This window comes from Fulvimarina fulva (assembly GCF_039652615.1).
Taxonomy (GTDB): Bacteria; Pseudomonadota; Alphaproteobacteria; order Rhizobiales; family Rhizobiaceae; genus Fulvimarina.
In genome coordinates this window covers 45,212-57,508 of the sequence record NZ_JBDJAC010000003.1, presented here as the reverse complement: position 1 = coordinate 57,508, position 12,297 = coordinate 45,212, and the positions used below count along the sequence as shown (strand labels likewise).

Annotated in this window: 10 protein-coding genes; 4 read left to right on the top strand and 6 right to left on the bottom strand. The window is 62.3% G+C overall.

What is annotated here, in order from left to right:
• Window positions 1-176: 176 nt before the first annotated feature.
• Together dnaK and ABDX79_RS05805 are read right to left on the bottom strand one after the other, a co-directional pair.
• Window positions 177-2,108: a molecular chaperone DnaK gene (dnaK, locus tag ABDX79_RS05810; RefSeq protein WP_346219333.1), complete on the bottom strand. Its 1,932-nt coding sequence runs from the start codon at window positions 2,106-2,108 to the stop codon at window positions 177-179.
• A gap of 228 nt (window positions 2,109-2,336) precedes the next feature.
• Window positions 2,337-3,788 (bottom strand): hypothetical protein, encoded by a 1,452-nt coding sequence (locus ABDX79_RS05805; protein WP_346219332.1) that lies wholly within the window; start codon window positions 3,786-3,788, stop codon window positions 2,337-2,339.
• Window positions 3,789-4,119: 331 nt separating this feature from the next.
• Between ABDX79_RS05805 and ABDX79_RS05800 the strand changes: the two genes are divergently transcribed.
• Window positions 4,120-5,988: a glycoside hydrolase family 15 protein gene (locus ABDX79_RS05800; RefSeq protein WP_346219331.1), complete on the top strand. Its 1,869-nt coding sequence runs from the start codon at window positions 4,120-4,122 to the stop codon at window positions 5,986-5,988.
• Window positions 5,975-6,790, top strand: coding sequence for an SDR family oxidoreductase (locus ABDX79_RS05795; protein ID WP_346219330.1), 816 nt, complete (start codon window positions 5,975-5,977; stop codon window positions 6,788-6,790). Before ABDX79_RS05800 ends, ABDX79_RS05795 begins: the two co-directional genes overlap by 14 nt.
• A gap of 7 nt (window positions 6,791-6,797) precedes the next feature.
• Here ABDX79_RS05795 and ABDX79_RS05790 read toward each other — a convergent pair whose 3' ends face one another.
• A complete protein-coding gene (locus ABDX79_RS05790; protein WP_346219329.1) occupies window positions 6,798-7,790 on the bottom strand; it encodes a P1 family peptidase in 993 nt (330 codons plus the stop codon).
• Complete coding sequence (locus tag ABDX79_RS05785; protein ID WP_346219328.1) at window positions 7,787-8,914, bottom strand: branched-chain amino acid ABC transporter substrate-binding protein; 1,128 nt, start codon at window positions 8,912-8,914, stop codon at window positions 7,787-7,789. Before ABDX79_RS05785 ends, ABDX79_RS05790 begins: the two co-directional genes overlap by 4 nt.
• A 188-nt stretch (window positions 8,915-9,102) precedes the next feature.
• On the opposite strand from ABDX79_RS05785, the gene ABDX79_RS05780 reads away from it, so the two are divergent.
• Both ABDX79_RS05780 and ABDX79_RS05775 read left to right on the top strand, forming a co-directional pair.
• Entirely contained in the window at window positions 9,103-9,609 is a 507-nt protein-coding gene (locus tag ABDX79_RS05780) for a DUF3429 domain-containing protein (RefSeq protein ID WP_346219327.1), read from the top strand.
• A gap of 261 nt (window positions 9,610-9,870) precedes the next feature.
• Window positions 9,871-10,692 carry a ferredoxin--NADP reductase gene (locus ABDX79_RS05775; protein WP_346219326.1) on the top strand — a complete coding sequence of 274 codons (822 nt, stop codon included), beginning with the start codon at window positions 9,871-9,873 and terminating at the stop codon, window positions 10,690-10,692.
• 133 nt (window positions 10,693-10,825) lie between these two features.
• On the opposite strand, the gene ABDX79_RS05770 is transcribed toward ABDX79_RS05775, so the two are convergent.
• Both ABDX79_RS05770 and ABDX79_RS05765 read right to left on the bottom strand, forming a co-directional pair.
• On the bottom strand, window positions 10,826-11,212 hold the full coding sequence (locus ABDX79_RS05770; RefSeq protein ID WP_346219325.1) for a carboxymuconolactone decarboxylase family protein: 387 nt from the start codon (window positions 11,210-11,212) through the stop codon (window positions 10,826-10,828).
• Window positions 11,209-12,189 (bottom strand): aldo/keto reductase, encoded by a 981-nt coding sequence (locus ABDX79_RS05765; protein WP_346219324.1) that lies wholly within the window; start codon window positions 12,187-12,189, stop codon window positions 11,209-11,211. The genes ABDX79_RS05770 and ABDX79_RS05765 overlap by 4 nt, the downstream gene beginning before the upstream one ends.
• Window positions 12,190-12,297: the final 108 nt, after the last annotated feature.

The following is a 12,297-nucleotide window of genomic DNA, read 5'->3' as shown; positions in this document are numbered from 1 at the left end:
AAAGTCGATCCGGTTGTAGCGACCGCGCCGTGCCGCAGGATCATTGCGAGCTGGACCCTTACGGCTTGAACGGGGGAAAGGTCGTCGGGTGTCTAAAACGAAGCCCCGGCGGTTTGCACCACCGGGGCTCGGATGTCTTCGAACGGTCGGGATGTCACGAGACACCCCGATGAGCATCAAGCGCTTTTGCGCTTGTCGTCGTTTTCGTCGACCTCTTCGTAGTCGGCATCGACCACGTCGTCGTTCGAGGCGTCCTTGGCCGCATCGGCCGCGGCATCGCTCTCGGCCTGTTCAGACTGAGAAGCCTCGTACATAGCCTGGCCGAGCTTCATGGAAGCCTGACCGAGCGTATCGCTCTTGGCCTTGATGGATTCGGCGTCCGCGTCGTCCTTCTCGAGTTCGGCCTTGAGAGCGTCGATAGCCGAACGGATCTCGTTGCGGTCATCCTCGGAGACCTTGTCGCCGTACTCTTCGAGGCTCTTCTCGGCCGAATGGACCAGCGCTTCGCCCTGGTTCTTGGCTTCGACCGTGGCGCGCCGCTTCTTGTCCGCCTCGGCATTCGCCTCGGCATCCTTCACCATCTGCTCGATATCGGCATCGGAGAGACCACCGGAAGCCTGGATCGTGATCCGCTGCTCCTTGTTGGTGCCCTTGTCCTTGGCCGAGACGTTGACGATGCCGTTGGCGTCGATGTCGAAGGTGACCTCGATCTGCGGCACGCCGCGCGGTGCAGGCGGGATCCCCTCGAGATTGAACCGGCCGAGCGACTTGTTGTCGGCGGCCATCTCGCGTTCACCCTGGAAGACCTGGATGGTAACGGCGTTCTGGTTGTCTTCGGCCGTCGAGAACGTCTGGGACTTCTTGGTCGGAATGGTCGTGTTCCGGTCGATGAGACGGGTGAACACGCCGCCAAGGGTCTCGATGCCGAGCGAGAGCGGCGTGACGTCGAGAAGGAGAACGTCCTTCACGTCGCCCTGCAGAACGCCAGCCTGAATGGCGGCACCCATGGCAACCACTTCGTCCGGGTTCACACCCTTGTGCGGCTCCTTGCCAAAGAACTTCTTCACAGTCTCCTGCACCTTCGGCATGCGCGTCATGCCGCCGACAAGAACGACTTCGTCGATCTCATTGCCGGACATGCCCGCATCCTTGAGCGCGGCCTTCATCGGGCCGACCGTGCGCTGCACGAGGTCGTCGACGAGGCTCTCGAACTTGGAGCGCGACAGCTTCATGGTCAGGTGCTTGGGACCGGACTGGTCTGCCGTGATGAACGGAAGGTTGATCTCGGTCTGAGAAGCGGAGGAAAGCTCGATCTTGGCCTTCTCGGCAGCTTCCTTCAGGCGCTGAAGAGCCAGCTTGTCGCCCTTCAGGTCGATGCCCTGATCCTTCTTGAACTCGGACGCGAAGTAATCGACCAGACGCAGGTCGAAGTCCTCACCACCGAGGAAGGTGTCGCCGTTCGTCGACTTCACCTCGAACACGCCGTCACCGATCTCGAGGATCGACACGTCGAACGTTCCGCCACCAAGGTCGTAGACCGCGATGGTCTTGCCGTCGGTCTTGTCCAGACCGTAAGCGAGGGCAGCTGCCGTCGGCTCGTTGATGATGCGGAGGACCTCAAGACCGGCGATCTTGCCGGCATCCTTGGTCGCCTGGCGCTGGGCGTCGTTGAAATAGGCGGGAACCGTGATGACGGCTTTTTCGACCTTCTCGCCGAGATAGCCTTCGGCCGTTTCCTTCATCTTCTGAAGGATCATCGCCGAGATCTGCGAAGGCGAATATTTCTCGCCGTCCGCCTCGACCCAGGCATCGCCGTTTTCGCCTTCGACAATCTTGTAAGGAACGAGTTCCTTGTCTTTCTGTGCGGTCGGATCGTCATAGCGACGCCCGATCAGTCGCTTCACCGCGAACATCGTGTTCTCGGGGTTGGTGACGGCCTGGCGCTTGGCCGGCTGTCCGACGAGGCGCTCGCCATCGTCGCTGAACGCAACCATGGACGGCGTCGTGCGCGCGCCTTCTGCGTTCTCGATCACCTTCGAATTCTTGCCGTCCATGACGGCGACACAGGAATTGGTGGTCCCGAGGTCGATACCAATGACCTTCGCCATGTTCCTCATTCTCCTTCGTTAGCGAGCCGTCCGGCGACCCTCGTAAGAGGCATTCTGGAGGCCGGCCCCTGTTATGCGCGGAATTTCCGTAGGCCGTTCAAAACGTAAGTGCCGCCCGGCCTCTGCGGCGTTGACGGGTATATATGAAGCGGTTTTTCGGCTCGCAAGGCGGTCGGCTCTCGAAACCGTGACGCCGTGTGATTTTCCGTCGCCGCCACGCCGAAGCCTTCAATTTCCGTCGTTTGCGGTCAAACGCAGTTCGTAGACCAGAAGGTCGTTGCCGTCACCGATGGCTGGATCGATCGCGATCTCACCGCCATTTTCATCTACGTTCGAAAGATCGATGGCGAAGATGAAGGACTCTCTCGCCATGCTGGTGGTGAAGCGTTGCCTGCCGCAGCGGGTCTCGCCGTCGAAAAGGCAGCGGACGGTGAATGAACGCTCCGCGCCATCCGTCGTGCCGACCGTCAATTCGGCACGGGCCTTCGCTCCGCCGAGTTGGGCTACGACGCCCGGACCCACTTCGAAACCGATCTCGCCGCCGCCACCGTCGAGGGGGCCGGCGATCCGCACGACAGGCGATCCGTCCGGCGCCTGTTCGGCGGTCACCCGTCCTCCGTTGGCCGTGGTAATGTCGCTGATCTCGCGGCCCGAGAAAACCGTGATCCAGTTCTGCGTTTCGCCGGCTGCGCCTTCCGTACTTTCCCCCTCGGCGGCGCTCAGCGGTGCGTCGCTGCTGGTCGCCGACATCAGGAATGGTGCCAGAAGATAAGCGCCCGCAAGGAAAAGAAACGCGATGAGGCAGATGATGACGGCGGAGACCAGAATGCCGCCGGCCTTGCTCCGGCGCTTGACCGTCCGGCGCTTGGAGCCGGGTCGCCACGTGTCGAAGTCGGGCCGCCGGTCGCCGGATTGATGGCGATCTCTTCCCTCCAGCCCGTCCTCCTTACGGCTGAGGGGGCCAAGATGGCCGTCGCCGTCATGGCCGGGATCGCGCGTCGCCGGCTCCCGGCTCGGCGTGATCCCGGCGGGATCGAGGTCGTCCTCGAAAGGTTCGCCGTGTCCATCGGGTGGTGGCGGAGCGAATGCGCGAGGCTGTCGGTGCGAGGTCGAGGGTGCCGCGTCCAGTCGAGGATCATCGCGAGACGGCTCGTCGAGGCGCGGCGCCGCAACGCCCGGCGTTTCGCGCCGGCTGCCGGGCGCGTCAGGGCGAACAGGCATCACGGTTCTGGCGGATGGGTCTTCCGGCTGTTCCTCGGGGTGGACGATCGGCGCCGAACCGGTGTCGTCGATCTTTCGCGTTTCGGGCTGCGGGATGAAGGCTGGATCGATGGTTTCGTCAGCAGGTGCGGCCGGTTCTTCTGATGCAGGCTCCAGCTCTGAAGGTGCCCATTGTGACGGAGTAGGATCTGAAAACAATTCCGACGCTTCGGTAGCGCCCTCTGGCGGAGCTTCCGGTTCGGACTGGCTGGCGGTCTCGCTGTAATCGGCCTCAACCCTCTGGACAGCCTCTTCCAGCTCCCTGCGCATCGCGTCGGCCTGCGCATCGTCGGTTTCGCTCGTCAGCACGCGCTCGACAGCCCGCTCGGCGGCCCGATAGACGCCTTGGCGAAATTTCAGGCTATCCGGAGCACCGGCTTCCAACGCACGCCGGATGCTCTTCTCGATCGGGCTCGTCACAAGTCTTCATCCCTTCATCGGCCGAAGCCGAAACGATTACGCAGCCTGTCCTGGGTCCCGGTCCGCTCTTCCGCCTGACGCCGCAGGATTTTAGGGAAGCTTCCAGGGTGGTGCAATCGCCCAGTTTCGCAAGCCGTTTGCCGTTCGGTCGAATTTGGAGACACGATCGGCAAGCCACCGCCGACCCCGTGCTTTATGTGGTTGCCCAAGGTTCTCCGGTTTGTCTACGTCGAGAACTTGCTCGCAGTGCAAAAAGTCTCAGATATCCGAGCACGGCCGCACTTCGATCAGGTGCACAAGAGCCATTGGTATGCGTTATTTGTGAGGGGACATGATGGGCACAGATTTCAAGGCGGGAATCCGGCACCCGATATCGAGCCATGGCGTGATCGGCGACATGAAGACCGCCGCACTGGTGGCCGATGACGGGACGATCACTTTCTTTTGCCACCCTGAGATCGACTCGCCCACCCTTTTTGCCTCGATCCTCGATGCCGAGCAAGGCGGCTCGTTCCGCTTCGCGGCGGATTCAGGGAAGGAAAAGCCCAATACGCGGCAGATGTATCTGCCGGATACCAACATCCTCATCACGCGGTTTCTCGACGAAAGCGGCATCGGCGAGGTCTGCGATTTCATGCCCGTTGACGGCACCGGCCGGATCATCCGCCGTGCCAAGGCGATCACGGATGCGGTCGACTTCGAACTCGATATGACGCCACGCCCGGATTACGGCCGCACCGATCCGACGATCGAGCCGATCGAGGGCGGCCTTTCCGTCAGCTGGAACGACGACGTCGATCCGGTGTCGATCTATGCCTCATTTCCGATGGACGTGAAGGATGGACGGGTGACGGCCCGCATCTCGCTCGAGGAGGGGGAGGGCGCCTACATCGTTCTCTGCCCCAACCGAAAGGGCAGCCCGAAGGTCGACGAGGACTACGTTTCGTCCGAGTTCAGGAGAACACGCGACTACTGGCACAAATGGGTCAACCGGGGAAACTATCCTTCGACCTGGCGCGAACTGGTGGTGCGCTCGGCGCTGACGCTCAAGCTTCTGACCTCCGCCGAGCACGGCTCCATCGCTGCCGCCGCCACTTTCGGACTGCCTGAGGTGCCGGGCGGCGAGCGCAACTGGGACTACCGCTATTGCTGGGTGCGCGACTCGGCCTTCACGCTCTACAGCCTCTCCCGTCTCGGCTATTACGACGAGGCGGAAAACTTCATCCACTTCCTGATGGAGCGGGCCGTCGAGGACGGCGCGGAAGGCCTGCAGATCATGTACGGCATGGACGGCCGGACCGAGCTCGAGGAGACGACGCTCGACAACTTCTCGGGCTATGCCGACTCAAAGCCGGTGCGCATCGGGAACGGAGCTTTCAGCCAGCTCCAGCTCGACATCTATGGCGAGTTCATGGATGCGGTCTACATCTCATCCAAGGCACGGGGCAAACCGGCCTATTCGGTCTGGATCAAGCTGGCGCGGATGATGGACTGGGTCTGCGCGAACTGGCGGCGCAAGGACAAGGGCATCTGGGAGAGTCGAGGCGAGCCGAAGGAATATCTCTCCTCGCGCCTGATGTGCTGGGTCGCCCTCGACCGTGCCCTGCGCATGGCCTTCGACGAATCCCTGCCGGCCAATGTGGAAGAATGGCGCCGCGAGCGCGACACGATTCAGAAGAGCATCCTGGAGGAATTCTGGAATCCGGAGATCGGCGCCTTCACACAGTTCAAGGGCTCGACGACCCTCGATGCCGTCGTTCTCATGATGCCGCTCGTCAAATTCATCAATCCGCGCGATCCCATGTGGACCTCCACGTTAAAGGCGGTGAGGCGGGAACTCGTCCATGACTGTCTCGTTTACCGCTACAGGAACAGCGACGAAAACGACGATGGGCTGGACGGTCAGGAAGGCGCCTTCACGGTCTGCTCGTTCTGGTATGTCGAGGCTCTTGCGCGCACGGGATACGTCGCCGAGGCGCGGCTTCTTTTCGAGAAACTGCACACCTATGCGAACCATCTCGGGCTCTACTCGGAGGAGCTGTCCTCCGCCGGAGATCATTTGGGCAATTTCCCCCAGGCGCTCACGCATCTGTCGCTGATCTCGGCGGCAATCTGGCTGGACCGTGCTTTGAACGGCGACCGCAAGGACCCTCATTACTTCGAATTCAACATGCTGGAAGATCCCGATGGGCTATTTTGATCTCTTCTCCCTCAAAGGCCAGACGGCCCTCGTGACCGGTGGTTCCTCCGGTATCGGCGCTGCAACCGTCAAGGTCCTCAGCGAGGCAGGTGCCAACGTCGCCATCAACTACATGGGCAGCGAGGACGCCGCGAAGGCGATCCGCGACGAGATCCGCTCGAAAGGTGGCAAGGCGACCGACGTTCAGGCCGACGTCTCGAAGGAAGACGAGGTCATCGCCATGTTCGACAGGGTAGAGGCCGAACTCGGCCCGATCGATATCGTCTTTTCCAATGCCGGCCTTCAGGCCGATGCCGCGATCGGCGACATGACACTGGAACAGTGGCACAAGACCGGCTCCGTCATTCTCGATGGCGGGTTCCTCGTGGGCCGCGAGGCGATCAAACGCTTCCGCAAGAAGGGCATGCGCGAGGATGTGTCGCGGGCGCTCGGAAAGCTGATCTTCGATTCCTCGGTCCACCAGATCATTCCCTGGGCGTTCCACGTGAATTACGCGGCGGCGAAGGGCGGGCTCGAAATGCTCATGAAGTCGCTCGCACAGGAGACGGGATCGGAGAAGATCCGCGTCAACGCCATCGCTCCGGGTGCCATCGCGACCGACATCAACGCCAGTGCGCGAAAGACCGAGGAAGACCGCACGGCGATGCTCGAGCTCATTCCCTATGGCCGGATCGGCGATCCGGAGGATATCGGCCGCGTCGTTGCCTGGCTTGCCTCGGATGCCGCCGACTACGTGACCGGTCAGACGATCTTCGTCGATGGCGGCATGTCGCTTTATCCCGGCTTCAAGGGCCACGGCTAAAGGCCACTCAGGTGGCGGCCCCGAATATGTCCCGATTGGCCTCGTAAACGCCGCGTGCGACGGCGCGGGCCATGACGGCGCTCGCGGCCGCCATCAACTCGATTCGCTCGACATTCGTGCGTGGCCCGTCATTGCGGGCGGTCGCGGCGGCGAAGACGAGATCGCCATCGAAATCCGTGTGAGACGGCCAGATCGACCGGACGAAACCGTCCTGCCCAGCGACGGCCAGGCGTTTACAGCTTGCCTTGTCGAGCCTCGCATCGGTGACGAGGATGGCGATCGTCGTGTTCGCGCCTTCCGCGACACGGATCTTCGAGTAAGGCTCCGTCGCATCGTCCGGCAGGGTCGAGGGCAGGCCGGTGCCGCCGAATTCGCCATCGATCTCGAAGGGCGAGGCCCAGAAATGCCGTCCCGTTCCGATCGTCGGAGAGCCGACCGCGTTCACCGCGACGATGGCACCGATCGTCGTACCGAAGGAGAGGACGCAGGAGGCGCTTCCGAGACCTCCGCGCATTCGTGCCGTCGTCGCGCCGAAGCCCGCCCCATATCGCCCCAGGCGAACCGGATCGCGACTTGCGCTCGCCGCAGCCTCGTAGCCAAGATCGCGATAGGGCGGGAACCGGCCCCAATCCTTGTCCCCGCCATTCAAAAGATCGAAGAGGATCGCGGCCGGTACGATGGGCACGCGGGCGGAGCCGACCGAAAATCCGCGCCCCTGTTCGCGAAGCCTTGCCTGAACGCCGCTCGCGGCATCGAGGCCGAAAGCGGACCCGCCGGAGAGGACCAGCGCATCGACACCGCCGACGAGATTTTCCGGGTCGAGAAGATTGGTCTCGCGGGTTCCCGGTGCACCGCCGAGAATCGAGAGGGATGCAACCGTCGGTTCGTCGAAGACGACGACGGAGGTGCCGCTCTCAAGCCGCGCGTCCTCGGCCTGACCGACGCTGAGACCCGCGATATCGGTAAGGTCGTTCCGGGCGCCTGCGCTCCACGGCGTCATTGGCCGGAAGCTCCCGTGTCCGGGACGAAGTCTTCGCCCGTCCACCGCAGCGGACGATAGGTCACGGCCTTCGCGTCGCCGTTTTCGTCGAAATCGACACTGCCGATCACGGTCTCGAAGCTCTTCTGGTCGAGAATGTCCTTGAGGGAACGACCGGACGTGCTTGCATCCGAGATGGCCGCGATGGCAGTCTCGACGGCGGCATAGGCAATGCCGCCATAGCCGGACAGCGCGGTGTCCTCCGCGCCCTCCGCTGCGGGCAGAGCGTAGCGATAGGGTGGGGCGAGCGCTAGAACGCCCTCAGTCAATGGCTGATCGACGCTCGTCTCGTCGAGCAGGCTTTCGCCGCCGATGATCTCGAGATCAAGACCGAGTTCGCCCCCATCCCTTGCGATCACCGCAATATCCGGCCGGTCGCCTCCAATGAAGAACCGCGTGACGCCGGTCCGGGCGAGACGGCGCGCAAGGCCGAACTGCTTTTCTTCCGCCGGCCTGAAATTATCGCTCGTCGCGGGCTCGAGGCCTTGGTCGGCGACGAGCCGGCGAACCGTGTCGACCAGACCGCGATTGGCGATGGAGCCGTCCTCGATCAGGCCGAAGGGCTGGTTCCGCCAGCGCTGGACGATGGTCTCTGCGATCGCGCGTGCTTCCGCATCCGATCGCGGCGCGAGACGCCAGACAAGATGACCGGTCTTTGCGCGCTCGTCGGTGATCCGGTTGGCGCGCACCCCGACGTCGAGAACGGGAATCCCGGCCTCGGTGAGGATCGGGAGGGCGCTGAGAAGCGATTCGGTGCACAGAAAACCGACGACGACCCGCGCCTGTGCTTGCGCGAACAATCGCGCGGCGGCTTCCCCGCCTTCCGGCGAACATTCGGTGTCCGCCGTCGCGATATTGGCAAGGCCATCTCCTGCCTGCTTTGCGCCGTTCACGATCTCTTCGCCGAGACGCGCGCTCGACCCCGAGAGCGGCGCCGCAACGCCGATGACCGCCCGTTCCTGCGCGGCGGCAGGCGCGCAGGCGAAAAGCACGTAACCAAGAAGAGCTGCGATCCGAAGTATGGGCATAGACATGGGGAAACCATAGACCGGGAAGCCCCAGCGGGAAACGGGTCGTCGGTGCATGATACCATTTCCGGCTGATGAATCCGGGGACGGTATCGAAGCTCGCACGGCGCGTGAGGATCTCTGAAATCCGTCATCGCGAAGCGATCAAACGGATTTCGCAAGAGAGCGGCACTTGCGAACCACCGCGCGTCCCGCGCGTTCCAGCTTTGGCTATCACCGGTCGGCACATCGAAGGCAAAACGCATATGACGCAATCTCATTCCGACGCGCGCAGGATCGTCGCCGACGAGCCGGCGGACATTCCGACCGACGGGCTCTTTTTCGCCTATCTTGCGATGCTGCCGATGGTCGCCGGGGCTATCGGTCTTTTCGTCCTGCCGGACAACTGGGCCTTCCTGACGCTCAACTTCACCCTTCTCTGGGGCGCGGCCATCCTGACCTTTCTCTCCGGCGTCCGTCGTGGGGTCAGTTTCCGCCAGCCCGGCGGGCCGAAGGTGACGCAGATCGCGATGATGCTCTTTCTTTTTGTCATGGGCTTCGCGGCGATCCTGTCGGTCGTCTGGGCCTATCCGCTCTATGCCGTCGGCCTCGAACTTCTCGGTTATGTGGCGCTGGCGGTGGTCGATCCGATCAGTGCGAAAAAGGGCACGGCGCCGCTCTATTTCGGAAAGCTTCGACCGGTTCAGATGCTGCTGCCGATCCTTTCCCTTGCCGTCGTCGGATACTGGGTGGCCACCAGCCCTTTCTTCTGATGGGGCATGAGAGCTGCGCGGGTCGGAGCTCCAATTTGCCGGATTGAGGAAAAAATCATCTGGGTCTTCGCGAAACAATAGGACGTTTTGCGGCTGCGAAATGCTCGATTTATGCCTATGTTCCAGCCAATCGCACTTGCGGGCTGAGGCCGGCCGGGTGCAACCCGTGACATCCACGCGGAGAATTCGAAGCGCTCGTCGATGGCTCAACACGCCGTCGCGCGTCGCTCTTCTCCCCCAAAATGCCGAGAAGGACCGTGAATGAGTTCCGTCGCAGAAAAGACCGCCGAAACCGGAAGCTTTCCGATTCCCGCGAACGTCTTCGCCGAGACCGTCACCTCGGTCACCCATTATACGGACAGGCTGTTCGCCTTCCGTATGACACGGCCGCAGAGCTTTCGCTTCCGCTCGGGCGAATTCGTGATGATCGGCCTGCCGAACGCCGAAAAGCCGGTCTATCGCGCCTATTCCATCGCTTCGCCGGCCTGGGACGAAGAGCTTGAATTCTTCTCCATCAAGGTGCCTGGCGGTCCGCTGACCGAGCATCTCCAGAAGATCAAGGTTGGCGACACCGTTCTCATGCGCAAGAAGCCGACGGGAACGCTCGTCCACGACGCGCTGATTCCGGGCAAGCGCCTTTTTATGTTTTCGACCGGCACCGGCATCGCGCCCTTTGCCTCCGTCATCCGCGATCCGGAGACCTACGAGAAGTTCGATCAGGTCATTCTCACGCAGACATGCCGTGAGGATGCGGAACTCGAATATGGCCGCCAGCTCGTCGAGCACATGAAGACCGACGAGATGATGCAGGAGATCGTGGGCGAGAAAGAGCTCTTCCTCCACGCCACGGCGACCCAGAAGGGCGAAGTCCTTGGCGATCGCGTGACGCGTCTCATCGAAAACGGCAAGCTTTTCACCGATCTCGACATCGCACCGCTCGATCCGAAGACCGATCGTGCGATGATCTGCGGCTCGATGGCGATGCTGAAGGATACCGAGAAACTGCTGCAGGAACGCGGTTTCGAGGAGGGCGCGAACAACGCCCCCGGCACCTATGTCGTCGAGCGCGCCTTCGTGGATTGAGGATTTGGGCGGCGATCGACGCCTGCCCAGTGATTCCTTCCGGCCGGAAAATGACTGCAATTGGGACGTTGCCGCCGCTTGTCCGGCGTTTGACAAGCGGCAGCTTTTCATACCGAAGCTGCCGCTTGATCGATCAAGCGGTTTCCGTTGGTGGAAAAGCCCTCTTCGCTGCCGCGATCGCATTCATTGCGGCCGGTACGCCGGCATAGACCGAGACCTGTAGCACGATCTCGACGATCTCTTCCCGGCTGACGCCGGTATTCATCGCCGCCCGCACATGGAACTCGAGCTGGTCCTGCGCCGTGCCCATGGCCGCTAGCATGGCGACTGTGAGCATTTCCCGCGTTTTGAGGTCGATCCCGCGGCGTCCGACGATGTCCGCGAACGCATATCCAAGGACAAGCTCCGCAGTGTCCGGATGAAATGCATCGAGACTGCTCTTCACCCGGTCCGGTGCGCTCGGTTCAAGGCGTTCGAGCAGGGAAAGCGCTCGGGTCAGACGATCCGATCGTTCGCTCATGCGCTCACCCCCTTCATGCCTTCGGCCGTGTAGCGGGCACCCGAAACCGGCCGATCTGCGAGTCCTGCCTCGATCTCGGCAAGATCGCTTTCCGAGAGCCTGACATCCGTTGCTCCCACATTGTCGCGCAGATATTTCGACTGCTTCGTGCCGGGAATCGGCACGATGTCTTCTCCTTGCGCAAGGAGCCAGCCAAGCGCCAGCTGCGCGGGCGTGCACCCCTTCCGCGCTGCCATCGCCGCGACGAGATCGGCGATCCGGCGGTTCGCCTGCGCCGCTTCCTCCTGAAATCTCGGCAACGAGGCCCGGACATCGCCGTCCTCGAAGTGACCGTCATGGAAGCGTCCCGTCAGGAAGCCACGACCGAGCGGAGAATAGGGGACAAACCCGATACCCAATTCGCGGCAGGTCGGTAGAATCTCTGTTTCCGGCCCACGGGACCAGAGGGAGTATTCGGTCTGTACCGCAGTGACCGGATGCACTGCATGGGCTTGCCGGAGCGTCTCGGCGCTGACTTCGCAGAGGCCGATCCGTGCGATCTTGCCTTCGTCCACAAGGCGGACGAGCCCTTCCATCGTGTCTTCGACGGGGCGACCCTCTTCGAACCGGTGAACGTAACAGAGGTCGATCCGTTCGACGCCGAGACGGCGCAGCGAGGCCTCGCAAGCCGTGCGGGCATAGTCCCGGCCATTGGCGATGGTACGGCGATACTCGCCCGGCGCGCGCACGATGCCGAACTTCGTCGCAACCTTCATGGGTGTCGAATTCTCTTTGAGAAAGCGACCGATCAGCTCTTCGTTGTGATGCGGGCCGTACGTGTCGGCGGTATCGAGGAAGTCGATCCCGCGTTCGGCTGCTTCATGCAGCACCCGAAGTGACGTTTCGTCGTCGCGCGTGCCATAGAACTCGCTCATTCCCATGCAGCCGAGTCCGAGAGCCGAGACCTCCAGATTGGTGCCAAGTCTCCGTCGTCTCATGTCTGTCTCCTGTCCGATATGGTCGACAGAGAGGTGGCGTTTCCGATAGTGGCTATGAATAGCTGTAAACGGCGACGAGGTTTCCATTAATGGAAAATAGCCGGCTGA